General features: G+C 70.3%; 18 protein-coding genes, 1 tRNA gene and 1 pseudogene. 11 read left to right on the top strand and 9 right to left on the bottom strand.

Annotated elements, in window-relative coordinates:
- Positions 1 to 3: 3 nt before the first annotated feature.
- From ACIRQ7_RS17610 to ACIRQ7_RS17580, 7 genes and pseudogenes are all read right to left on the bottom strand, one after another.
- Positions 4 to 480 carry a hypothetical protein gene (locus ACIRQ7_RS17610; RefSeq protein ID WP_404263343.1) on the bottom strand — a complete coding sequence of 159 codons (477 nt, stop codon included), beginning with the start codon at positions 478 to 480 and terminating at the stop codon, positions 4 to 6.
- A gap of 205 nt (positions 481 to 685) precedes the next feature.
- Positions 686 to 2,805: pseudogene (locus ACIRQ7_RS17605) on the bottom strand (FtsK/SpoIIIE domain-containing protein).
- Between the two features lie 107 nt (positions 2,806 to 2,912).
- Positions 2,913 to 3,230, bottom strand: coding sequence for a hypothetical protein (locus ACIRQ7_RS17600; protein ID WP_404263341.1), 318 nt, complete (start codon positions 3,228 to 3,230; stop codon positions 2,913 to 2,915).
- A 57-nt stretch (positions 3,231 to 3,287) separates the two neighbouring features.
- On the bottom strand, positions 3,288 to 4,157 hold the full coding sequence (locus ACIRQ7_RS17595) for a protein spdB (protein WP_404263339.1): 870 nt from the start codon (positions 4,155 to 4,157) through the stop codon (positions 3,288 to 3,290).
- On the bottom strand, positions 4,154 to 4,411 hold the full coding sequence (locus ACIRQ7_RS17590; RefSeq protein WP_404263338.1) for a DUF6284 family protein: 258 nt from the start codon (positions 4,409 to 4,411) through the stop codon (positions 4,154 to 4,156). Before ACIRQ7_RS17590 ends, ACIRQ7_RS17595 begins: the two co-directional genes overlap by 4 nt.
- A gap of 83 nt (positions 4,412 to 4,494) precedes the next feature.
- On the bottom strand, positions 4,495 to 4,965 hold the full coding sequence (locus ACIRQ7_RS17585; protein WP_404263336.1) for a transcriptional regulator: 471 nt from the start codon (positions 4,963 to 4,965) through the stop codon (positions 4,495 to 4,497).
- Between the two features lie 459 nt (positions 4,966 to 5,424).
- Positions 5,425 to 6,204: a GntR family transcriptional regulator gene (locus tag ACIRQ7_RS17580; RefSeq protein ID WP_404263334.1), complete on the bottom strand. Its 780-nt coding sequence runs from the start codon at positions 6,202 to 6,204 to the stop codon at positions 5,425 to 5,427.
- A gap of 16 nt (positions 6,205 to 6,220) precedes the next feature.
- Between ACIRQ7_RS17580 and ACIRQ7_RS17575 the strand changes: the two genes are divergently transcribed.
- The 4 genes from ACIRQ7_RS17575 (at position 6,221) to ACIRQ7_RS17560 (ending at position 11,243) form a co-directional block, all read left to right on the top strand.
- Entirely contained in the window at positions 6,221 to 6,700 is a 480-nt protein-coding gene (locus tag ACIRQ7_RS17575; protein ID WP_404263332.1) for an NUDIX hydrolase, read from the top strand.
- A 113-nt stretch (positions 6,701 to 6,813) separates the two neighbouring features.
- Positions 6,814 to 9,675, top strand: coding sequence for an NACHT domain-containing protein (locus ACIRQ7_RS17570; RefSeq protein WP_404263331.1), 2,862 nt, complete (start codon positions 6,814 to 6,816; stop codon positions 9,673 to 9,675).
- 338 nt (positions 9,676 to 10,013) lie between these two features.
- The gene (locus tag ACIRQ7_RS17565; protein WP_404263330.1) at positions 10,014 to 11,060 is read left to right on the top strand and encodes an aminoglycoside phosphotransferase family protein; all 1,047 of its coding nucleotides are present in this window, start codon (positions 10,014 to 10,016) and stop codon (positions 11,058 to 11,060) included.
- A gap of 109 nt (positions 11,061 to 11,169) precedes the next feature.
- Positions 11,170 to 11,243: transfer RNA gene (locus tag ACIRQ7_RS17560), tRNA-Met, on the top strand.
- Positions 11,244 to 11,511: 268 nt separating this feature from the next.
- On the opposite strand, the gene ACIRQ7_RS17555 is transcribed toward ACIRQ7_RS17560, so the two are convergent.
- Positions 11,512 to 12,306 carry an NAD(P)H-dependent oxidoreductase gene (locus ACIRQ7_RS17555; RefSeq protein WP_404263906.1) on the bottom strand — a complete coding sequence of 265 codons (795 nt, stop codon included), beginning with the start codon at positions 12,304 to 12,306 and terminating at the stop codon, positions 11,512 to 11,514.
- Between the two features lie 71 nt (positions 12,307 to 12,377).
- Here ACIRQ7_RS17555 and ACIRQ7_RS17550 point away from each other — a divergent pair, with 71 nt between their 5' ends.
- The 3 genes from ACIRQ7_RS17550 (at position 12,378) to ACIRQ7_RS17540 (ending at position 15,513) form a co-directional block, all read left to right on the top strand.
- Complete coding sequence (locus tag ACIRQ7_RS17550) at positions 12,378 to 13,439, top strand: GlxA family transcriptional regulator (protein WP_404263328.1); 1,062 nt, start codon at positions 12,378 to 12,380, stop codon at positions 13,437 to 13,439.
- 161 nt (positions 13,440 to 13,600) lie between these two features.
- Entirely contained in the window at positions 13,601 to 14,455 is an 855-nt protein-coding gene (locus tag ACIRQ7_RS17545) for a DUF2797 domain-containing protein (RefSeq protein ID WP_404263326.1), read from the top strand.
- Positions 14,456 to 14,637: 182 nt separating this feature from the next.
- Complete coding sequence (locus ACIRQ7_RS17540; RefSeq protein WP_404263324.1) at positions 14,638 to 15,513, top strand: amidohydrolase family protein; 876 nt, start codon at positions 14,638 to 14,640, stop codon at positions 15,511 to 15,513.
- A 66-nt stretch (positions 15,514 to 15,579) separates the two neighbouring features.
- Here the strand turns inward: ACIRQ7_RS17540 and ACIRQ7_RS17535 are convergent, their stop codons facing one another.
- A complete protein-coding gene (locus ACIRQ7_RS17535) occupies positions 15,580 to 16,131 on the bottom strand; it encodes an NADPH-dependent FMN reductase (protein ID WP_404263322.1) in 552 nt (183 codons plus the stop codon).
- Between the two features lie 250 nt (positions 16,132 to 16,381).
- Between ACIRQ7_RS17535 and ACIRQ7_RS17530 the strand changes: the two genes are divergently transcribed.
- The 4 genes from ACIRQ7_RS17530 to ACIRQ7_RS17515 are packed head-to-tail and all read left to right on the top strand — an operon-like array spanning position 16,382 to position 22,569.
- Positions 16,382 to 17,083, top strand: coding sequence for a response regulator transcription factor (locus ACIRQ7_RS17530; protein ID WP_404263904.1), 702 nt, complete (start codon positions 16,382 to 16,384; stop codon positions 17,081 to 17,083).
- A 7-nt stretch (positions 17,084 to 17,090) separates the two neighbouring features.
- A complete protein-coding gene (locus ACIRQ7_RS17525) occupies positions 17,091 to 18,719 on the top strand; it encodes a sensor histidine kinase (RefSeq protein ID WP_404263321.1) in 1,629 nt (542 codons plus the stop codon).
- Positions 18,720 to 18,745: 26 nt separating this feature from the next.
- The gene (locus tag ACIRQ7_RS17520) at positions 18,746 to 20,134 is read left to right on the top strand and encodes a glycosyltransferase (protein ID WP_404263319.1); all 1,389 of its coding nucleotides are present in this window, start codon (positions 18,746 to 18,748) and stop codon (positions 20,132 to 20,134) included.
- Positions 20,131 to 22,569 carry an ArnT family glycosyltransferase gene (locus ACIRQ7_RS17515; protein WP_404263318.1) on the top strand — a complete coding sequence of 813 codons (2,439 nt, stop codon included), beginning with the start codon at positions 20,131 to 20,133 and terminating at the stop codon, positions 22,567 to 22,569. Before ACIRQ7_RS17520 ends, ACIRQ7_RS17515 begins: the two co-directional genes overlap by 4 nt.
- Positions 22,570 to 22,710 lie beyond the last annotated feature (141 nt).

Genomic DNA, 22,710 nt, shown 5'->3' with positions numbered 1-22,710 from the left:
GTGTTACTGCTGGTTGTTGGTCTTGGCCCACACGCCGGTCGTGCGGCTGTGGACGGTGCGCCGGTCCTGGTAGACGGGGCCTTGGTAGTGGTGGTGGATGTCCGGGGCGGGCTTGGCGCGCTTGGCAAGCCGGGCGAGGGCGAGCACGAGGGCCGTGGGGGCGCCGAGCACGAGGCCGCACACGACCGGGTCGGCGAACTGGGACACGTACATCAGGACGGCTGCCGTGCCGCCGACCATGGCGGTGGCGGTTCCGCCGGCGAGCATGAGCACGCTGGCATCGGTGGCGCCCTGGCTCATCGGGGGCCGTCCGGGCTGGGCGACGGGCGGGGTGTCGCCGTGGGCGGGTACCGGGGTGTCGTCGCGGTAGGCGGTGGGCCGGTAGGCGTCGGCGATGATCCGCCGGGCTTCGTACTCGGCCTGAGCCTCGCTCAGTCCGGCGCCCGCGGCGGCCGTTTGGGGGGTGGTGTCGGGGTGCATGCGGAATCCCTTCCGGCGCGTGGCCAGGGAGGCACAGACACCCCCCTTCCGGGGGCGTTGTGGAGGGGGGTTCGGAGGGTCTGACCTGCGGGCCTCCCTGACTCCCTGCACGATCATTTGTGCAGGTCAGGACCATGGATGCGGGTCAGGGAGGCGGTCAGGGAGTTCTCCCTGCCTCCCTGACCCGTCGCGCGTCGTCTCCCTGTCATCCGTCGGCGGAAACGGAACCCTCGTTGTCGCGGTTGGCGAGGGCGCGGGCGACGCGGTCGCGGGCGACGACCATGACGCCGTCGGACTTGTACGGCTCGGCGCCGGCGTCGTCCAGGACCCGCTTGAGGTCGATGAACGACCAGTCGCCGTAAGCGTCCGCGTTCCGCGCGGCGAGCCGCGCCAGCACGTCCTTGGTCCGCACGCGGGACGCGTCGCCGACGACGGCGGCGATGTCGGCGAGCGGGTCGTGCTCCTCTTCTCGTTCGATGGCGTGCAGGGTGGTGACGCCGTCGCGCAGGGCCTTGGCCCGGTTGGTGATCGCTTCGGCTGCATCGTCGTCGATGTAGTGCGTGCGCACCGTGATGGACGACTGTCCGGCCGGGATGGTGATGCCGTCGGAAGCGACGACCAGGGTTCCCCGGTCCAGGCCCGGACGCAGCAGGTTCGGAGCCGCCCCGCCGTCAACGGCCTTGTCCCCCAGGGCCATGCGGGCCTGCGACTCGGTGCCCAGAGCGAGGGAGGCGCGTGTGTGGGCGCCCTCGCGGACCAGCTTGGGAAGGTTCTCGTTCGTCGGGTCCTGGGTGCCCTGCCACATCAGCACGTTCACGGCCCGCCCCTGGTTGTGGATCTTCCGGACGGCCATGAAGTACCGGGAGTTCGCCTTCGACCCGCCGTACGGGCGCTTCTCGTCGTCCTTGGCCGGGCACATGAACGCCACCTGCGCTTCGTCGACCAGCACGATCAGCGGCGGGAACACCGTGCCGGGCGGCGCCTGGATACGGCGGTTCATCTCGTCCACCGCCCCCTCGACCATCTCGGTCACCTGGATCACGTGCTCATCCGTCGGCCCCTGGATCAGGGTCGTGGCGAGACCGTCGAACATGGCCCAGTCGCCCACACCCTTGAGGTCACCCATGAGGAACTGCACCGACTTGTCCAGCGCGAGCCACAGGGCCAGGGAGCGCAGGGCCACGGTCTTGCCCTGGTTCGACAGACCCGTGATCAGCAGGTGGCGCTGATACAGGCTCAGCGCCGCCGCATCCCCGCGCAGGTCCTGCCCCCAAGGGGCGCGTCCCTTGGCGTAGTCGGCGGTCATCGACTCGTCGGTGACCAGCGGAGACGGGCCGATCGGCTCGTCCAGCGCACCCGAGTCGGCCACCCACAGCCGGACCGTGCGCGCCGCCTGGGGGATGGTGATGAACACTTCGTGCTCGTGCCGGGTCAGGTTCTCGGCGAGCTTGCGGCGCTTGCCCTGCACCTCGTTGGTCGACACCCCGGAAGGCAGGGTCACGTCGACCTCGACACCGCATCCGGCGATCCGGATGGGACCGAGCATGCTCGCGCCGGCGTCGCCCATTTCCTTGATGGCTCGTGCCAAGGCGGGTACTCCGAGGTCGCGCAGGGCCTTGACCACGATGGACGGCGTGATCGGCTCCCCCTCATCCGATCGAACGTTGGCGGGCAGTGCCCAGGAGGGGGCGGCGTGCTGCTTGCGGCCCACCGACCACAGGGCCAGCAGGGCCAGGAAGGGGCCGATGGAGAGCGCCGGGCCCCATACGACCTGCACGATCCGGATGAGCAGGGCGATGAAGTCGACCGTCGCCGACAGCGGCGTGATCACGTCGCCGACGTGCCCGGTGTTGATGGCCATGACGACGCCGAGGGCGACCAGGACGCCGATGCTCATGCCGGCGCCGACGGCCACGCCCTTGGCGGCCTCCACGGGCGAGTGCAGGAGGTCCATGCGGCGGTGGTGGCGGGCGGCGCGGAAGCGCTGCAACCGCTCCTCCCACTCTTCCGCCGCTTCCAGGTTCCCCGCGGCTTCCGCCGCCCGGATCATCCGCTCGTAGCGGGACCCGGTACGGCCGTCCCAGGCCCGACGGGCGGCAATCCGGCCGCCGTTGAGGGTGTAGAGGCTGTGGCGGGCCGCCGCCCGGACCGTGGCCCGGGTCGACTCGTGTGTGGCGGCGGTCTTCACGGCGCGTCCGGAGCGGACCCACAGCGGCACGGGCCGGGCCGGCGGCGCCTCGGGCACGACCGTGAGCACGGTGGGGGCGGTGTCGGGAGTCGGGGGGGGGTGGCGGGCTTGTGGAGGTGGACGATGTTCTCAGACATGCTGGAAGTGCTCCTGACTGCCCCCTCGGGGGGCGAGAGTGAGCGGGAGAGCCGGGGTGGCCGTGTCCGTGGAAAGAGGCGGCCGCCCCGGCACCGAAAGGGGCTGGTCAGAACCAGCCGGAGGACTTCTTCTGGGCCTTGTCGCGGGCAGCCTCGGTGATGAGGCGTTGACGCTCGCTGTACAGGGCGGTCAGTTCCGCGTTCAGCCGCGTCTCGGCAGCGCTGCCGAGGGAGTCGATCTGCTCTTCAGCGCGGCCGGTGCTGCGGCCCCGGGCGGCGCGGTAGGAGCCGCCGGCCAGGGCGCGGGCCATGGCCCGGCGCTCGCTGCCGTTCATCGGCCACGACTCGCCCCGGCGGACCGCTTCCAGCTTCTTCTCGGTGGCCCGGATCTCGCGGTCCATGCGGCGGATGTCGGAGTTGCCCATGTCAGGTGCTCCTCGGGGAGTGCGATGGGTCGAGGTAGACGGCCAGGCCAAGCCGCGTCACGCGGCGACGCGCTTCCATGCGGCCCGCAAGCGGACCTCGGAAGCGGAGTGGCCGGCGGCGCGGAAGCGAACGGCCATCTCGCGGTACGACAGCGGCGGCGCCTCGCTGTACCGGATCTCGTCGACCAACGCGTCCAGCGCTTCGTCAGTGAGGCCGGGCGCCGCCTCCGGGAGTGCGGCGACCGCCTCAGTGGGGCCCCAGACGGGGAGTTCCCAGCGGGCCGTGACGCCGGGCGTGACGGGGGCCGTCACGCTGGTCAGCGCCGGTCCGGTGTCCTCACCGTCCCGTGCCGTCTTCAGCGTCGACCATGCGCGCGAGAGGGTCTGGGCGGTCTTGGCCTGGACGTGTGCGACACGCGCCCCGGCCGCCGTCACGGCCGTCAGCCGCGTCTCCTCGGTGACCGCCTCGGCCCGCAGTCGGGCGCGTGCCACGGCCGCTTCGTCGCGGGCCTCTTGCTGGATGCCCCGGATCGCTCCGAGCGCGCCGGGGGTGAGCGCGGTGCGCTCCCACAGGCTGTGCACCAGCCAAAGGGCCTTGGCGGCGATCGGCAGCCATGTCACTGCCAGCCACGCGCCGGCGGAATTCTCGGCGGTGAGCGCGTGGGCGACCAGGACGCCGGCGGCGAGCAGGCCGAAGCACCAGCCGACGGCGGTGACCGCGCCGTTGTGGTCGCCTTGGGCTGCCAGGCGGCGTTCGTAGGCGAGGGTGGCCAGCCACCCTCCGTCGATGCCGAGGCCGACGACCAGGGCCACGGGCCAGGGCACCGAGGTGCCGAGCCACATCACGACGACGGCCAGGGTCAGGACCATGGACACCGCCGTCATCGCGACGGCGGGCAGGACGGTCTTGGTGGTCTTGGCGTTCATGCCGCGCCCCCCGCCTCGGCCTGGTTGGCCAGCTCACGGCGGGTGGCGAGCACCTTGCGCCGGGCCCGGCGGAGGCGGCGGGCGTCCAGCTCGTTCGGGAGCCGGTCGAGCGTCATGATCTGCGCGTCCAGCAACTCGACCTCGGCGGAGATGACCGGCATCTCCTGCTCGATCGCGTCGAGTTCGGCGGCGGTCGGCTCCAGGTCGATCGCGGTGGCGGTGAAGTGGTCCTGGGCGGGGAGAATGAGCTTCATGGGTCGTGGTTCCTCTCGAAGTGACGGCCCAACAGCGGCTCCGGTGTTCCAGCACCGGAGCCGCGCCGTCGTGTGGGGTGGATTCAGACGGTGGCGATGATGAGTGCGGCGACCAGCAGCCACAGGTGGTGGAAGGACTGGTCCAGCGCGTAGGCGCCGGTGCCGAGGTGAGCGGCCGGGCCGCCCTTGGCGGTGACGGGGTGCGCGGGGTGGGCGGCGGTGCCGAGGCTGTAGAACTCGGCCTTGCCGGTGACCTTGGCCAGCCACGCCAACGTGCTGCGGCGGTCGGCCCACCAGTGCGTCACCGCGTCCACGCCCATACCGACGGTCAGTCCAAGAACCGAGAGGTTCAGGCCCAACAGGGCGGCGGCGGGGAGGAGTAAGGCGAGCTTGGTAGCGGTCAGGGTGGCTACGTGCCGGGCGCCGGCCAGGCGGCCGATCCATCCCGGCTTGCCCTTGTCGGCGGACTGGCAGGAGGTCTGCACCCAGTGGTCGCCCACGCTGTGAGCGACGTACAGGGCAATGAACACGGCAGCGAACGCGGTAGCGGACATCGAGGCTCCTTGGGAGATAGATCCGGACTGTCCGGCTCCCCTCAACCCCGTCCGTACGGCAGTGAGCCGCTCGGGCGGAGGAGGCAACCGGCCGCCGCACTGGAGCGCGGCGGGTGAGTGTGGTGGTGCGTGTCTCCTTCAGGCCAGCAACTCCCTTACGAGGTAGAGCCGTTGTGCCTGGCGAAGGCGTATGGAGACATGACCTTTCGGTCTAAGCCCTCCGGTGAATGACAAGGCGCCGGGTCGCCTCCCCCCGTCCGCTGCGGGGCTCCTGGGTGGTGCACTTGGGCGCCGGTGAAGGCGTCCAGGCAGGCAATGCACGGGACCAGTGGCCCCTGAACTCCTTCACTCATGTACTTATGTGCAGGAGTTGCTGCCATGAGAATGCCCAACTCCTGTACATGAGTCAACCCGCCGCGAGAGCTTTCTTCGCGACGGGCTGGGGGAGGTGAGGCTTCGTCAGTCTCCGGCGGGGATGCGGTAGTCGAGAACGAACTGGTCAGCGGCCATGACGGTGTCGCAGACCTCGACCACCCGGCCGTCCTCGCTCTCCGCGTTCCGGACCAGGTGGATCACGGGCGAGCCGGGGCTCAGGCTCAGGGCGCTGGTCTCCTGCTTCGTCGCGAGCCGGGCCCGAACGGTCTCTGTGAACTCCTTCAGCATGTGCCCGTTCTCTTCCAGGCGGGCGTAGATGCCGCCTCCCCCAGGGTTCTCCGCGAGCAGCTCGGGGATGTCCTCGGCGATGTCCCACGGAAGGTACGACGTTGCCTCCTCCGTCGGCGTCCCGTTGCTGAAGTACAGGCGCCGACGCGCCAGCACCTTCGTGCCGGTGATGACGCCCAGCCGTTCCGCGATCTCCTGCGGCGCCTCGGTGGGGCCGACGTACAGCACGGTGACGCCAGCGGTCTTCCCGGCCTGCTCGGACTCCGCGAGGTAGGCGGCCTTGCCGGCCTTGCGGTGGGACCGGCGGAAGCGGTCGGACGACTTACGGCGTACCGGCGGCTGGCTCTTCACGAACGAGCCCTTGCCGTGGTGGGTGTCGATCAAGCCGGTGGGCCGGAGCTCCGCCACGGCCTTGCGCGCCGTGCCCTGCGACACGGAGTAGCGGGCCATGAGCTCCGACTCGCTGGGAACCTTGGCTCCTGCGGGGAGGACTCCGGACCTGATCTGCTGAGCCAGGTCTTCCGCGATCTGTAGGTACCGTGGCTGACCTGAGTCTCTAGAGGCTGCTGTGCCCATGTCCTTCAGTCCTCCTATGCTCCTGTACATGAGTAACGCTAACCGGGAGGGCCGGTCAATGTCGCTTCACTCGGTTTCGGTGGCCGGCGTGGTGGTCCGCGAGGACGGCCGCGTTCTCGTGATCAAGCGTGCTGACAACGGCGCCTGGGAAGCCCCGGGCGGCGTCCTCGAACTGGACGAACGCCCCGAGGACGGCGCCTGCCGAGAGGTCTTGGAAGAGACCGGAATCAAGGTCGAGACGGAGCGCCTGACCGGCGTCTACAAGAACATGAAACGCGGCGTCGTAGCCCTGGTCTTCCGCTGCCGGCCCGTCACTGGCGAGGAGCGCACATCAGACGAGTCCGTTGACGTGCGCTGGTTCACCCGCGAAGAAGTCGAGAGCCACATGGTGGAGGCGTACGCGGTGCGGGTTCTTGACGCCCTCGATACCAGGGAGCCGCGAGTTCGTGCTCACGACGGACGTCGGTTGCTGGCAGCGGACTCATCGACAACCTGATGAGGGGCACCCTGGTGGGCAAACCTTCGCTCGTTCTGCCACAAACTTGCAGTACCGGAGAACTACGTCCGTAGCATTGAACTCCCCCACGGTGTACCTGGATGATGATGTGGGTGGACTACGACCTTACCCGTCTCGGCACACGAGAGTTCGAACACCTCACCCAAGCCCTTGCGTTACGCGTGTTCGGCGCGGGCGTCGAAGTCTTCGGTGACGGCCCCGATGGAGGGCGGGAGGCAGCCTTCCGCGGACGCACACGGTATCCCGCCCCAGATCCTGAAGAGCCGTGGGATGGATACGGTGTCCTTCAGTCGAAGTTCCGGGCCCGGCCTATGGGAACTGAGATGGATACGGCATGGTTCCTGTCAGAAGCAAAGCGAGAACTCAACCACTGGGCGAATCCGCGATCGAAGCGCGCCAAGGAACGTGAACTTCCCCAGTATCTATTGTTTGCCACCAACGTAGTACTGTCGCCCGTCGCCGGGTCTGGTGGCATCGATACTGTGAAACGTGAGATCGAAAATCTCATCACGGAGCTGAAGCTCCCAATCGAGGGATTCAAAGTTTGGCATTTTGATCAACTCTGTGCCTTTTTGGACCTCTATCCGGAAATCCGCCAACCGTACGAGGCGCTCGTCACGGCAGGCGACGTCCTGGCTCATCTCCGTCGACTTATGGAAGGTAGTGGCCACGCGGATGTAGCTGAGCGCGCAACTACCTACGCCGTCATGCAGCTAGCTGCGGATCGACGGGTGCGTTTGCATCAAGCAGGCGAGGGTGACAACCAACGGTTGGATCTCGCCGATATCGCAATTGACCTGAAGGTGGTTCTTGAAGACCTTCCCAGCACTCAGTCATCTGTTGGCGCAGCGGCTGTCGCTCTTGGTAAAGGAGATAGAATCCTCCGGCCAAGTCGACTCGAAGATGTCGGCAAACCGCATTGTGTAATTCTCGGCGGACCCGGCCAGGGGAAAACTACGCTCAGCCAGTTGATTTGCCAGGCATACCGTGTTGCTTTTCTGTCAGATAGTCCAGAATTGCTTTCTGCTGCACAGCAAGCGTATCTGAATAAGATGCAAAAGCATCTTATTCAGATTGGGCTACCCATCCCCAGCAATCACCGGTGGCCTGCCCGTATCGACTTGGCGGCGTACAGTGACATGATTGCCGGCGGCGAGAGTGTAAGTATCCTGCAATATCTGGCACAGCAAGTTAACAAAAGTGCCCCAGAAGTAAACGCCAATCAATTGCGATCTTGGTTGAGAAAGTGGCCTTGGCTTTTGGTGCTGGATGGGCTCGATGAGGTTCCGTCGAATCACTCACGCCAGGCCGTTATCGAAAAGCTTGACGAGTTTTACACGGAGGCACACCAACTCGATGCCGACCTCTTCGTCGTGGCTACTAGTCGGCCACAAGGTTATAGAAGAGAATTTGATGGGGCTAGGTACGAGCATCTAGCGCTGCTGCCTCTTGAGCCAAATGAGGCGATATCCTACGCCGAGCGCCTGACAGAGGTGCGCTTTCCGGGAGACCCTGAGAATGCTCGTCAGGTATTTGAGCGGCTGAAGATGGCGGGCTCCTTTGACCTAACAGCCCGCCTTATGAGATCGCCCTTGCAGGTCACAATCATGTCCGTGCTTCTTGAGCGACGCGAACGTGTGCCTCAAGAGCGATACCGCTTGTTCGATGCTTATTATGAGACGATCTATGGTCGTGAGGTTGGGAAACCGGGATCCACGGGCAGGCTTCTCGATCAACACAAGGTCACCATCGATAGAATCCATCAGTTGGTTGGATTGAATCTCCATGTTCTCGCCGAAAGAGTCGGAGAACATGACGCTTCGATCTCCTTTTCTCAGCTTGAAGAAATCACTCTAAAGGTTCTCGGGAATGCCGGCTACGACGATCCGAAGAGTGCTAATAGGCTTGCCACTAAGCTTGTAACGGCCGCGACGACTCGTCTGGTTCTCCTCTCCCCACGCGGAGAGGGTGTAGGTTTTGACGTTAGAAGCCTGCAGGAATTTATGGCAGCGCAGGCTCTCGTGCGAGATCAAGCCGCAGACATCTCTGAGCGCCTAAGTGTTATCGCTCGTTCCGCTCACTGGCGTAACACTTGGCTTTTGGCTGCGGGAAACGTATTTTTCCATCAGGGGCGCCAACGGCACAACCTGATGAGTCTCCTGCGTGAATTGCAGACTGACGATGACGTCTCGAATGCCTCGTTTCTCGTTAAGCCCGGATCTGTTCTGGCGTTAGAACTTCTGGACGATGATGTGGCAGCCGCCACTCCTCGATTCCGGCGTCTCCTTCTTCTACAAGCTCTAGAATTGCTCGACTCTCCACCTGAGGTGCGGATCATAGCGACGCTCGCCCGTGCTCTAGTTGATGCCATTCGTTCGGACCCTGGGTGCAAGCAGCTAATTTTTCAAGAGATCGAAAAGTCCCTAGCTTCGACAGGTGTTTCCGCTGTCTGTGCCCTTGCGTTGCTGACTGAATTGAAGGCTAGTACTTCGGAGACAGGTTTCCACGCGAGAAGGCTTCTGGAGGAAGCGCGAAAGGGCGCTTCACCCGCGCTGCTCGCTGTTGGTGAAATTGCGCTAGAATGTTGGCCACGCGGAAAATCGGAAGAGTCGAATCGCCTGCTCGCCGAAGTGCTGGGGCTGGATGATTCGACGGATTCTGCGGATGCCCTTTGGGCGTACACGGAATGGGCTAGGGATCATTCTGTCGATTTCGTGAAAAATGACCGAGATGTTTGGGTGGCTGATTTGGTTACCGGGTCCGGAGGGGATCCGGCACGGCAGGCCGAAATCCCGGAAATTCGGACACTTATGGTGGAGAGTGCGAACCGGATGTCGGTGGAGAATGCAGTGATTTCCGTAGTTTTGCGCAATTGGTTGGCTGGTTGGATGGAGCGCCAGCCCTGCGGCTCCGACCTACTCGAAGTGTTTTCCCGAGATGAGGAAGAAGAGTAGCTTTCGCGACCGAGGCGATGCCTAAGCTAGGCACGATTCGGTCGGCTGACATCAGTGGCTGACATCAACACAAGCGAACGCCGCCGCATGGTGGCATCATGAACGGCACCTAAGGTGCCTTGCAGTTGCTGGCTGTCCTCTGAAGATCCGTGCAGGGCACCCGCCTACGGATCAGAAGGTTGCAGGTTCGAATCCTGCCGAGCGCACAGCAGATCAAAGCCCCCGCCGGGTTCTCCGGGCGGGGGCTTTGTCGTGGGTGGGTGGTGTCTCTCGTTCGGTCGCTGTCGGGGTTTGGTGGCTGGGCGGTCAGCAGGGGCGGGGCGTGGGAGCATCCGTGGATGGAGTTGCGACTGCCGTTCGGGGATGGGTTGCAGGCCGTGCTGGGGGAGCCGCGGAGTTTTCGGCGGTTGAGCAGCAGTCCGCGTTCGCGGGTGTGGCGGGTGGAGCTGGACCGCGGGCCGGTGGTGGTGAAGCAGATCGTCGGCGGTGCGGATGCGGGGGAGCGTTATGCGCGGGAGGTGGCCGCGCTGCGGATCGCCTCGCGGGCCGAAGTGCCTGTGGTGCCCGCCGTGTTGGGTACCGAGGCCGGCGAGCGGGTTCTTGTCCTGCGGCATCTGGAGCACCGGCGTCCTTCCGGGGACTGGATCGTCGGCTATGCCGAGGCGTTGGCCCGGCTGCATGCCTGTGCCGGACCGGAGGTCGTCGACGTGCTTCCGCGGTGGGCGGGGCCGGACGAGGGGGATGTGGGTGCCTTTCTGCGGCTGGCGGAGGCGTTGGAGGCGTCCGTCGGTTCCGGTGTGGAGGCGGAGCTTCATGCGCTGACCGGGCGGCTCGGACGGGCTTCCGGGCAGGCCCTTCTGCACGGGGATCCGTGTCCCGGCAATGATCTGCACACCGCGGACGGCGTGCGGTTCGTCGACTTCGAGCAGGCGTCGTGGGGCAGCGGGCTGATGGAACTCGCCTATCTGCGGATCGGCTTCCCGACGTGCTGGTGTGTCACTGCCGCCTCCGCGTCGCGGCTGAGCCGGGCGGAGGGGGCCTACCTCGCGGCCTGGCGGGCGGCCACCGGCTCGGACGGGTGGGATGGCGCGGCGGTGCGCGAGGGGCTCGTCGAGGCGTGTGCCGGTTGGCTGATCAGGGGTGATGCCCTGGTCCAACGGGCTCATCGGGACGGGCGGGACCATCTGGCGCGGATTCCGGATGAGGACTGGGAGTGGGGCACGGTGAGCGCCCGGCAGCGGCTCGCGCACCGCCTCGGTGTCGTCGGTCGGATGGCGGCCGGCCACCCGGCCCTGGAGGGGCTGGGCGCGCTCAGCAGGGAGATGCGCCGCCGGATGCTTGCCCGATGGCCCGGAATCGGGCCGGTTCCGGCCGAGCGTCCTTAGGGGCGCCCGGCATCTGTAGCCGTTGGCGGCGTCTGGGGGCTTCCGGTGGGGGCGGTGCGGATAAGGATTAGGCGTTGGGTGGGGAGTCGCGTAGTGTCTGACCTACCGACGCGGGGTGGAGCAGCTCGGTAGCTCGCTGGGCTCATAACCCAGAGGTCGCAGGTTCAAATCCTGTCCCCGCTACGAACGCCGCAGGCCCAGTGGAGTCTTCTTGATTCCGCTGGGCCTGCGGCTTTTTGTGTTCCGGGTCGGTGTCCCGTTCCCGGGTCGGTGTCCTGTTCCGGGCCGGTGTCCGCTTTCCGGCGCCCCGTTCCCGGCCCCCCCGTTTCTGCCAGCGATCCGTGCCCCGCGCCCCGCTTCTCTCCGCGTCCCGTTTCTCCCCGCGCCCCGTTTCACCCGGCACACGGGTTCACCCGGTGCCCCGTCCCGTTCCCGTTCGTCGTTCCGGTGGTCAGGTGTGGGTGGTGCTGGGTGGGGTCGTGTAGTGGGCGGCGGGGCCGTGGTGGGTCGGGGTGGACAGGTGGGGGTGGAGGAGGAGTTCGTCGTCGTAGTCGCCCGCGTTCTGGTGGCGGAAGGGGAGCGGCTGCGTGGTGGGGAGGGTGTGGAGGCGGTCGCGCAGGCGGGCGGCGGCCGTCTCGTAGGCGGCGGGGGTGGCGCGGTCGGCGCCGGGGATGAGGAGGGGCGGGGCGACGGTCATCCCCGTGTACCAGAGGGTGCCGTGCTGGAGGGGGAAGAGGAGGTCGTTGAGGTCGCCGTTGACGCCGCGCGGGCCGAGGGTGGTGGCGCGGGCCCCGGCGGTGACGAGGACCATGGCGCGCTTGCCGGTGAGGTTGCCCTCGCCGTAGCGGCGGGGGCGGCCGGTCGCGGGGTCGGTGACGCCGAAGGCGAAGCCCTTGACGAAGACGCGGTCGAACCAGCCCTTGAGGAGGGCGGGCATGCCGTACCACCAGAGGGGGAACTGGACGACGAGGGTGTCGGCCCAGGCGAGTTTCTGCTGTTCGGCGCGGATGTCGGGGCTCAAGTGGCCGTCGGCGTAGGCGCGTTCCGCGGCGGGGCCGACGAGGAGGCGGTCGGCGGGGTCGTGGTCGTAGTCGTCGGCGTCGACCACCGGGTTCCACTTCATGGCGTACAGGTCGGAGACGCGGTGCTGGTGGCCGTGGGCTTCGAGGGTGCGCAGGCCCTCGTCCTTGAGGGCGGCGCTCAGGGAGCGCGGGTCGGGGTGGGCGAACAGCCAGAGGACCTTCATGACGTCCACTCTCGGAGCTTCGGCGGCGGCGGACGAGTGGCCGGATGGCCATAGTGTGCAAGGATCGGGCCATGAGTGGACGTAGGGCAGAGGCCGGGGAGATGCGGGGTGCGCGGCGGCATCGGGTGGTGGTGCTGGTGCGGGCCGGGATGCTGCCGATCGAGGTGGGGATCGTGCACCGGGTCTTCGGGGAGGCGCGTTCGGCGGCGGGGGAGCGGCTGTACGAGCTGGTGACCTGTGCGCTGGAGCCCGGTGAGGTGCGTACGGACACGGACTTCACGGTGAATGTGGCGCACGGGCCGGAGGCGCTGGAGGAGGCCGACACCGTCGTCGTGCCGGCGTCCGGGATCGACTACGACCCGGGGACGGAGCGCAGCGCCGGGCGGCTGAGTCCGGCGATGGCCGCGGCGCTGGGGCGGATCAGGCCCGGAGCGCGGGTCGCGTCGATCTGCACGGGGGCGTTCGTGCTGGCGGCGGCGGGGCTGCTGGACGGGCGGCGGGCGACCACGCACTGGCGGTCGGTGGACGACTTCCGGCGGTTGTTCCCGGCGGTCCGGCTGGATCCCGACGTGCTTTACACGGACGAGGGCGAGGTGCTGACGGCGGCCGGCGTCGCCTCCGGGATCGATCTGTGCCTGCACATGATCCGGCGGGACCACGGGGCGGCGGTGGCCAACGATGTAGCCCGCCGGACGGTCGTACCGCCGCACCGGGAGGGCGGCCAGGCGCAGTACATCCAGCGGCCGGTGCCGGAGCCGCAGCTCTCCTCGACGGGTGCCGCGCGGGCCTGGGCGCTGGAGCATCTGGACCGGCCGCTGAGCCTGCGGGAGCTGGCGGCGCGCGAGTCGATGAGCGTACGCACCTTCACCCGGCGCTTCCGGGAGGAGGCCGGGATCTCGCCGTTGCAGTGGCTGACCCAGCAACGGATCGAGCGGGCGCGGCAGTTGCTGGAGGAGACGGAGCTGACCGTGGACCGGATCGCGGCGGATGCGGGGTTCGGGACGGCGGCGTCGCTGCGGCAGCATCTGCAGTCGGCGCTGGGGGTCTCGCCGCGCGCGTACCGCGGCACGTTCAGGGGGCCGGAGCCGCGGGCGGGGGACCGCCTCGCGGCCGTGGCCGAGGAGGGGCCGTGAAGGGGCTGCTGCCGCGGTCCGAGGGCGTTGTCATACCCGGGTCGTAGGCTGACGGCGTGTGGCGATGTACGGGACCGCGCTGGTCAGGTGGCGGATCGGGGCCGGACGGCGGGTATGCGCAGCGGCTCGGCTGGTGGTGCGCCGAGCGCGCTGAGACGCGGGTGAGCATGCTTCCCGCGGGCAAGGTGCTGGCGTTCGCCGCGCAGGGGGAGCGGCGCTGCCTGGGCGTCTGGCGGGCCGGTGGCCGGCTCGTGTGCCCCTATGCGGCGGTGCTCGACGGGGCGGCGGCGAAGGACCAGTGCGCGCGGTGCGCCCAGCTCGACCGGTCGCGTTCGGTGGCCGCCGACACCATGACCGACGACCCGCGCCCATATGCGGTCTATCTCGCGTACTTCGGCCCCGGGCTGCTCAAGGTGGGGATCACGGCGGCCGAGCGGGGGCCTGCGCGGCTGGTGGAGCAGGGCGCGGTGGCGTACGCCTGGCTGGGGCGCGGGCCGCTGATGGCTGCCCGGCGGGCGGAGGCGCTGCTGGGGAGCGCGCTGGGGGTGCCCGACAGGTGCGGGAAGGCGGCGAAGCGGGCGGCTCGCGGGGCGTTGCCGCCGGCGGCGGAGCGGGCCGCGGAAGTGAGTCAACTGCACGCGGCGGCAAGTGCGTTGGAGGGGTGGCCGGAGACGTTGGAGCCGGTGGGGTTCCGCTGTGGGGATCATGCGGAGCTGTTCGGGCTCGACCGGATTCCGGCAGGGGTGGCGGCGCTGGGCGGGATGACGGCCGGGGCGGAGATCGTGGGGACGGTGCTGGCGGGGGCCGGGTCCGATGTGTATCTGCGGCTGGCGGGGGAGGGCGCGGGGGCCGGGGCCGACGGCGGTGGGCCGGTCGCGGTGCTGGATGCCCGGGTGTTGTCGGGGTGGGTGCTGGGGGCCGCCGCGGGTCGGGTGACGACCGTGGCGGTGCGGGAGGCCGGGCCCGTACGGGATGCGGGGGAGGGCGGCGGAGGCGGGCAGGCGGGGTTGTTCTGACCCGGGGAGCGGTGGGGGCGGTGGGTGTGGGCCGGGATTCGGTCCGCCGGTGGGGGTGCCGTGCGGGGGGAGGGTCTGGTAGGTGTGGGCGGGGCAGGTAGGTGCCCTGTGCAGGTAGCTGGGGTCGGCCGGTGTGGTGAGGGCGCCCGTCCTGTGCGGTGAGCGGGACGGAAGGGGCGGGCATGGCGGAGGGTGATGAGCGGGTCGAGGCGTTCTGGCGGGAGTGGGAGCTGCCGGGGCTGATCGACGTGCATACGCATTTCATGCCCGAGCGGGTGATGGCGAAGGTCTGGGCGTACTTCGACGCGGCCGGTCCGCTGGTCGGGCGGCCGTGGCCGATCGCGTACCGCTATGAGGAGGACGAGCGGCTGGCGGTGCTGCGCGGCTTCGGCGTACGGGCGTTCACGTCGATGGTCTACCCGCACAAGCCCGGTATGGCGCGGTGGCTGAACGCCTGGGCGGCGGATTTCGCGGCCCGTACGCCCGACTGCCTGCGGACCGCGACGTTCTTCCCGGAGGACGGCGCCGCGGAGTATGTGCGGGCCGAAGTGGCGGACGGGGCGCGGGTGTTCAAGGCGCATGTGCAGGTCGGCGGCTACGACCCGGCGGATGCGCGGCTGGACGCGGTGTGGGGCGTGCTCGCGGAGGCCGGGACGCCGGTGGTCATCCACTGCGGGTCGGGCCCGGCGCCGGGCAAGCACACGGGGCCCGAGCCGATCGCGCGGCTGCTGGCACGGCACCCCCGGCTGCGGCTGGTCATCGCCCATATGGGGATGCCGGAGTACACCGACTTCCTCGACCTGGCGACGCGGTACCGGGAGGTGCACCTCGATACGACGATGACCTTCACGGACTTCGCCGAGCAGGCCGCGCCGTTCCCGCGCGGCGAGCGCGGGCGGCTGGCGGAGCTGGGCGACCGGGTGCTGTTCGGGAGCGACTTCCCCAACATCCCCTACGGGTACGCGCACGCGCTGGAGGCGCTGACCCGGCTGGAAATGGGCACGGAGTGGCTGCGCGGGGTGTGTTACGGCAACGGGGCGCGGTTGTTCGGGGTGTGACGCGCGGCGGCTCCCGGCGCCTGCGCGGCTTCGAGGGCCTGCGGGGCTTCCGGGGCCTGCGGGGCCTCAGGACGCCGTGGCGGAGCGCTCGTTCGCCGCGGCCGTCAGACGGCCGACGGCCGTCCGCAGGTCGGCCAGGGTGGCCTCGTCCGTGACCCGCTGGGTGGCGGGGTCGGTCTTCGGCCCGATGGCGGGGAGTTCACGGCAGGCGGCCGTGATGACGTCTCCGGTCATCATGCGCAGCGTTTCGCGGAGTTGGGCGTTGGCGTGATCGCCGCCGGTGGGGAAGGGCGAGGCGGTGATCACCGCCACCGGCTTGCCGACGCACTCACCGCTGCTCACCAGCCAGTCCAGGGCGTTCTTGAGGACGCCGGGGACGCCGTGCGCGTATTCGGGGCTGACGATCAGGACGGCGTCGGCCTCGGCCACCGCGGTGCGCAGCGCGGCCACCGGTGCGGGGGGTGTGGCGCCCTCGCCGTCCAGGTCGGGGTTGAAGTGCGGGAGGGCGCCGATGTCCGCGGTGCCGGAAGGCCCGGGGTGGAGGTCGAGCACGGAACGCAGGACGGCGCCGTTGGAGGAGCGGGCCCGCAGGCTGCCGGAGAGCGCGAGGAGTCTCATGGCGGCGAGGTTACGGGCCGGCGTCGGGACAGGGCCGCCAAGGACCGGCGGGGCGCGGCGGGCCGACGGTTTCTCAGGAGATTCACAGGAACCGGAAAGGGCGCTCTCACGGTGGCGGCCCATGCTCGGCGGCATGACCGTGACTGAGTCGTCCTCCGTTGTGACTTCGGCCCGCGCCGCCTCCGCCGGGGCCGCGCCCGCTGCTTCCCGCGGCGCGGCGGCGCGCGCGCCGGGCCATCGGCCCGAGTTGCTGCGGGCCGACGGCAGCCCGGTGCGGGTGCTGGTCGTGGACGACGAGTCCTCGCTCGCCGATCTGCTGTCGCTGGCACTGCGCTATGAGGGCTGGGACATCCGGGCGGAGGGGGACGGCGCGGGCGCGCTGCGCTGCGCGCGCAGCTGGCGGCCGGACGCGGTGCTGCTCGATGTGATGCTGCCGGACATGGACGGGCTGACGGTGCTGGGGCGGCTGCGCCGGGAGCTGCCCGAGGTGCCGGTGCTGTTCCTGACGGCCAAGGACGCCGTCGAGGACCGGATCGCGGGCCTGACGGCGGGCGGCGACGACTACGTCACCAAGCCGTTCAGCCTGGAAGAGGTGGTGGCCCGGCTGCGCGGGCTGCTGCGCCGGGCCGGTGCGGCAGCGGCGCGCAGCGAATCGCTGCTGACGGTCGGTGACCTGGTCCTCGACGAGGACAGCCACGAGGTGTGGCGGGAGGGCGCGGAGATCCATCTGACGGCCACCGAGTTCGAGTTGCTGCGCTACCTGATGCGCAATCCGCGGCGGGTGCTGAGCAAGACGCAGATCCTGGACCGGGTGTGGAGTTACGACTTCGGGGGCCAGGCCAATGTCGTCGAGCTGTACATCTCGTATCTGCGGCGGAAGATCGACGCGGGGCGGGCGCCGATGATTCACACCCGGCGTGGTGCGGGGTATCTGATCAAGCCGGGCGGGTAGCGGGGCGATGGCGTTCCGAGCCCCGAAGGGGCCCCGTGCCGCCGCCGCCCGTGGTGGTTCCTCCCGGCGCCGGTGGACGCTGCGGACCCGGCTCGTGTTGTCGGCGGTGGCGCTGATCGCCGTCGTCGGAGCGGTCATCGGCACGGTCACCACCATCGCGCTGCAGTCCAAGCTGGAGAACCAGCTGGACCAGCAGTTGCACGAATTCGTGCACCGCTCGCAGGGGCCTGGGCCGGGGCCGCACGACCCGAGGCGGCCCGGGGCCGGCGGCGAGCTCGACTTCGTCGCGATGGGCGGCTCACCGCCGGCCACCGTCGGCGGGCGGGTCGGGCCCGGCGGGGAGATCACGGAGGGGGCGAAGAGCAACAAGTCCAACGGCCGGCTGCTCGCCGACCGCCACGACCCCCTGAACGGCGCGCAGACCGCGGCGCTGAACTCCGTCCCGCGGGACGGCGCCGTGCACACCGTCGAGCTGCCCGGCCTCGGCGACTACCGCGTGCAGTCGGCCGAGGACGGTTCGCTGGTGCTCGGGATGCCGCTCGGGCGGCTCCAGGAGACCGTCGGCGCGCTGGTGCTCGTCGAGGTGTGTGTGACGGGCGCCGGGCTGGTCGCGGCCGGTATCGCGGGTGCCGCCATGGTCGGGATAGCGCTGCGGCCGCTGCGCCGGGTCGCCTCGACCGCCACCCGCGTCTCCGAACTCCCGCTCCACCAGGGCGAGGTGGCGCTGCACGTCCGGGTGCCCGAGGCGGAGGCGGACGCGCGGACGGAGGTGGGGCAGGTCGGGGCGGCGCTGAACCGGATGCTGGGGCATGTCGGGTCGGCGCTGTCGGCGCGGCAGGAGAGCGAGACGCGGGTGCGGCGGTTCGTGGCCGACGCCAGCCATGAGCTGCGGACGCCGCTGGCGTCGATCCGGGGCTATGCCGAGCTGACCCGGCGCGGGCAGGAGCAGCCGGGGCCCGCGACACGTCATGCGCTGGGGCGGATCGAGTCCGAGGCGGAGCGGATGACGGGGCTGGTGGAGGATCTGCTGCTGCTCGCCCGGCTCGATTCCGGACGCCCGCTCTCGTACGGGAGCACCGATCTCTCGCCGCTGGTCGTGGACGCGGTGAGCGACGCGCGGGCGGCCGGTCCAGGCCACCGCTGGCGGCTGGAGCTGCCCGACGATCCGGCGCTGGTGCACGGCGACAGCGGCCGGTTGCAGCAGATCCTGGTCAACCTGCTGGCCAACGCCCGTACCCACACGCCGGAGGGCACCACCGTCACCGCCCGGGTGCGGGGCGCCGGTGCCGGCACCGCTGTGCGGATGGAGGTGCAGGACGACGGCCCCGGCATCCCGCCGGACCTGCTGCCGCACGTCTTCGAGCGGTTCGCCCGCGGCGACGCCTCCCGCTCCCGCGCCGCCGGGAGCACCGGACTGGGCCTCGCCATCGTCCAGGCGGTGGTCGCGGCGCATGGCGGGACGGTCGGCGTGGAGAGTGTCCCCGGCCGCACCGTCTTCACGGTCACCCTCCCGGCAGCGGCAGCGGCAGCGATCGCGACCGCGGCCACGGACCGACCGCCGTCGGCCCCACTGACCCCGCCCACCCCTCCCGCCCCCGACTCACAGCCAGGGCACAGGCTCAGCACACAGGCGTGACAGGCCACTTGGCGAGTGTCGTCGGTATGACGACGACACCGCCGGCCCGCACCTCACCGCAGGGCACTCCACCGCAGGGCACTCCACCGGCCCGTACGCCCTTGGGGGCCCTGCCGCCGCGGGAGCATCTGCGCCTCGGCCAGACCGAGATCGTTCTCGATGTCGTGATCCCCGTCCACAACGAGGAGCGGGATCTCGAACCCTGTGTGCGCCGGCTGCACGACCACCTCGCCCGCACCTTCCCCTACGGCTTCCGGATCACCATCGCCGACAACGCGAGCACCGACCGCACACCGGAGGTCGCCGCCCGCCTCGATGACGCGATCGACGAGGTCACGGCCGTACGGCTGGAGCAGAAGGGGCGCGGGCGGGCGCTGCGCACCGTATGGACGCTCTCCGAGGCGCCGGTGCTCGCCTACATGGACGTCGACCTGTCCACCGACCTCAACGCGCTGCTGCCGCTGGTCGCGCCGCTGATCTCCGGGCACTCCGACCTGGCGATCGGCTCGCGGCTGGCGCGCAGTTCGCGGGTGGTGCGCGGACCGAAGCGGGAGTTCATCTCCCGCACCTACAACCTCATCCTGCGCGGCTCGCTCGCCGCCCGGTTCTCCGACGCGCAGTGCGGATTCAAGGCCGTACGCGGCGATGTCGCCGAGCGGCTGCTGCCGATGGTCGAGGACTCCGGCTGGTTCTTCGACACCGAGCTGCTGGTGCTCGCCGAGCGGGCGGGGCTGCGCATCCACGAGGTGCCGGTCGACTGGATCGACGACCCCGACAGCACCGTGCACCTCGTCCGTACCGCCACCGACGACCTCAAGGGGGTCTGGCGGGTGGGGCGGGCCCTGGCGACCGGCGGGCTGCCGCTGGACCGGCTCGCCCGGCCCTTCGGGGACGACCCGCGCGACCGCGAGCTGTCCGGTGTGCCGGGCGGGCTGGCCCGTCAGCTCGTCGGCTTCTGCGTGGTCGGCGCGCTCAGCACCCTGTTCTACCTCGCCCTCTACTCCCTCTTCCGGCTCGGCGTCGGCTCCCAACTCGCCAACGCGGCAGCGCTGTTGGTGTCCGCCGTCATCAACACCTCCGCCAACCGCCGGCTGACCTTCGGGGTGCGGGGGCGGGAGAGGGCGGTCCGCCATCAGGCCCAGGGACTGGTCGTGTTCGCCATTGGGCTCGCGCTGACCAGCGGCTCGCTCGCCGCCCTCGACATCGCCACCGGCACCCCGACGCACGGCACCGAACTCGCGGTCCTCGTGACCGCCAACCTGGCGGCGACGGTGCTGCGGTTCCTGCTCTTCCGCGCCTGGGTCTTCCCGGACGCGGAACGCCGGGCCGACCTCGACGCCCCGCAGCCCGCCGCCCCCACCGGCCCGGACCACCACCCCGGCACACCGAACGACCTCACCAGGAGCGCCCGATGACCCCGCCCCGCCCCGGCACGCCGACACCGGCGGACGCCGCGTACCCCACGGGGCCCCTGGGGCCGCCCGCCCCACCCCCGCCGGCCCGTCCCGTACGGCGCCCCGCACCCCGCCCCGGGCTGCGCGGGCTGCCCGAGCGGATCGTGCGCGGCAGGCCGCAGGATCCGCGCTGGGCGCGCCCCGCGCTGCTCGCGCTGCTGGCCGTGACGGCCGTGCTCTACCTCTGGGACCTGTCCGCGTCCGGCTACGCCAACCAGTTCTACTCGGCGGCCGTGCAGGCCGGCGGCGAGAGCTGGAAGGCCTTCTTCTTCGGCTCCTCCGACGCGGCCAACTCCATCACCGTCGACAAGCCGCCGGCCGGACTGTGGCCGATGGCGCTCTCCGTACGGCTCTTCGGGCTCGGCTCCTGGGCGATCCTGGCGCCCGAGGCGCTGATGGGCGTCGCGACGGTCGGTGTGCTGTACGCGGCGGTACGGCGCCGGTTCGGTGCGGCGGCGGGGCTGCTCGCGGGCGGGGCGCTGGCACTGACGCCGGTCGCCGCCCTGATGTTCCGCTTCAACAACCCCGACGCGCTGCTGTGCCTGCTGATGGTCGGCGCGATCGCCGCCGCACTGCGCGCCCTTGAGGACGGCCGGACGAAGTGGCTGCTGCTGGCCGGTGTCTGCTTCGGCCTGGGCTTCCTGACCAAGACCCTCCAGGCGTGGCTGATCCTGCCGCCGCTCGCCGTGGTCCACGCCTGCTGCGCCCCGGTCGCGCTGCGTCGCCGCTTCGGCCAGCTGCTGCTCGCCGGGCTGGCGATCGTGGTGTCCGGCGGCTGGTGGGTGGCGCTCGTCGAGCTGTGGCCGGCGGCCTCGCGCCCGTATATCGGCGGTTCGCAGAACAACAGCTTCCTGGAGCTGACCTTCGGCTACAACGGCTTCGGCCGGATCACCGGCAACGAGACCGGCAGCGTCGGAGGCGGTGGCGGTGGCCGGGGCGGCGGTGGCGGCGGCTGGGGCGAGACCGGCATCACCCGGCTGTTCTCCTCCGACATGGGCGGCCAGATCTCCTGGCTGCTGCCGGCCGCGCTGATCCTGCTGGTCGCGTGCGTGGGCCTGCTGTGGCGGGCGCGGCGGCGCACGGACGCCGCAGTACAGGCCGCACGGACCGTGCCGACCTCGCCGGTCGGGCAGATCTCCCCGGCCGAACAGGACCGTGAGGCGGCACAGGCCGAACAGGACCGTGAGACCGCACAGGCCGAACAGGCCGTTCAGCGGGCGGAGTTCCTGGTCTGGGGCGGGGCGCTGCTGATGACCTTCGTGACCTTCAGCTTCATGTCCGGGATCTTCCACCAGTACTACAACATCGCGCTGGCGCCCTATATCGCCGCACTGGTCGGCATGGGCGGCACGCTCCTGTGGCGGCGCGGCGGACGCCTCGCGCCGATCGTCCTCGCCGTGACGGTCGTCGCGACCGCCGCCTGGTCGTACGTGCTGCTGAACCGCTCGCCGGACTGGCTGCCGTGGCTGCGCTGGACGGTCGCGGCGGCCGGTCTCCTGGCGGCGCTGGGCCTGGTGTGGTCGGGCGTGACGGGCCGCCGGACCGCGGGTCCGACGGACCGGCCGGCTGGCGGCGGAACGCCCCGCCGGCTCGCGGTGCTCGCCGCGGGGCTCGGGGTCGCCGCGGCGCTGGCCGGGCCGCTCGCGTACACGCTCACCACGGTCGACACCCCCAAGGGCGGTTCGATCATCACCGCGGGCCCGTCCGTCCAGGGCGGTCGCGGCGGTCCGGGCGGCGGCTTCCCCGGCGGCGGCCCGGGCGGCGCCCCCGGCGGCAAGGGCCGCGCCGGCGCCATGCCGGGCGCCCCGGGCGGTCAGGGTGCGGGCCAGGGCGCACCGGGCGGCGGCCGGGGCGCGGGCCAGGCCGCCGGCCGGGCTCCCGGCCAGGCCGCAGGGAAGGCGCAGGGGCAGGCGGGCCAGTGGGGCTTCCCCGGCCGGGGCGGTCCCGGCGGCTTCGCCGAGCGCGGTGGCCGGGCCGGCGGTATGGGTGGCGGCATGGGCGGCGGTATGGGTGGCGGTATGGGCGGGCTGCTCAACGGCAGCACCGTGAGCGCCAAGGCCAAGGCGCTGATCGAGAAGGACGCGGACCGCTACACCTGGGCCGCGGCCGCCATCGGCTCCCAGAACGCGGCGAGCTACCAACTGGCCACCGAGCAGCCGGTGATGGCGATCGGCGGCTTCAACGGGAGCGATCCGTCGCCGACCCTCGCCCGGTTCCAGGAGTACGTGCGGGACGGCAAGGTGCACTACTTCATCGCGGGTGAGCAGGGCGGCCGGGGCGGTCCCGGTGGCGGCCGCGGCGGATCGTCGAAGATCACGTCGTGGGTGGAGAAGACCTTCACGAAGGTGACCGTGGGCAGCTCCACCTTCTACGACCTGACGGACCCCAAGGCGTGAGGGAGCCCTAGGCCCACCGGACCCCAAGGCCCAGCGGACCCCAAGGCCTGACGGCCCCCGAGGCCCCATGGGCCAGGGCCTGAGGGAGCCCCCCGCCCCCCGCCCGATAAGAAATGTACGACGTATAACACTCCCTGTACG

Source organism: Streptomyces sp. NPDC101393, assembly GCF_044767385.1.
GTDB lineage: Bacteria > Actinomycetota > Actinomycetes > Streptomycetales > Streptomycetaceae > Streptomyces.
This window is presented reverse-complemented; position numbering and strand designations above follow the sequence as displayed.

Coding starts and splice junctions, on each gene's coding strand:
- ACIRQ7_RS17610 (WP_404263343.1), bottom strand. CDS start 480: ATGCACCCCGACACCACCCCCCAAACGGCCGCCGCGGGCGCCGGACTG.
- ACIRQ7_RS17600 (WP_404263341.1), bottom strand. CDS start 3,230: ATGGGCAACTCCGACATCCGCCGCATGGACCGCGAGATCCGGGCCACC.
- ACIRQ7_RS17595 (WP_404263339.1), bottom strand. CDS start 4,157: ATGAACGCCAAGACCACCAAGACCGTCCTGCCCGCCGTCGCGATGACG.
- ACIRQ7_RS17590 (WP_404263338.1), bottom strand. CDS start 4,411: ATGAAGCTCATTCTCCCCGCCCAGGACCACTTCACCGCCACCGCGATC.
- ACIRQ7_RS17585 (WP_404263336.1), bottom strand. CDS start 4,965: ATGTCCGCTACCGCGTTCGCTGCCGTGTTCATTGCCCTGTACGTCGCT.
- ACIRQ7_RS17580 (WP_404263334.1), bottom strand. CDS start 6,204: ATGGGCACAGCAGCCTCTAGAGACTCAGGTCAGCCACGGTACCTACAG.
- ACIRQ7_RS17575 (WP_404263332.1), top strand. CDS start 6,221: ATGCTCCTGTACATGAGTAACGCTAACCGGGAGGGCCGGTCAATGTCG.
- ACIRQ7_RS17565 (WP_404263330.1), top strand. CDS start 10,014: ATGGAGTTGCGACTGCCGTTCGGGGATGGGTTGCAGGCCGTGCTGGGG.
- ACIRQ7_RS17555 (WP_404263906.1), bottom strand. CDS start 12,306: ATGAAGGTCCTCTGGCTGTTCGCCCACCCCGACCCGCGCTCCCTGAGC.
- ACIRQ7_RS17550 (WP_404263328.1), top strand. CDS start 12,378: ATGAGTGGACGTAGGGCAGAGGCCGGGGAGATGCGGGGTGCGCGGCGG.
- ACIRQ7_RS17540 (WP_404263324.1), top strand. CDS start 14,638: ATGGCGGAGGGTGATGAGCGGGTCGAGGCGTTCTGGCGGGAGTGGGAG.
- ACIRQ7_RS17535 (WP_404263322.1), bottom strand. CDS start 16,131: ATGAGACTCCTCGCGCTCTCCGGCAGCCTGCGGGCCCGCTCCTCCAAC.
- ACIRQ7_RS17525 (WP_404263321.1), top strand. CDS start 17,091: ATGGCGTTCCGAGCCCCGAAGGGGCCCCGTGCCGCCGCCGCCCGTGGT.
- ACIRQ7_RS17520 (WP_404263319.1), top strand. CDS start 18,746: ATGACGACGACACCGCCGGCCCGCACCTCACCGCAGGGCACTCCACCG.
- ACIRQ7_RS17515 (WP_404263318.1), top strand. CDS start 20,131: ATGACCCCGCCCCGCCCCGGCACGCCGACACCGGCGGACGCCGCGTAC.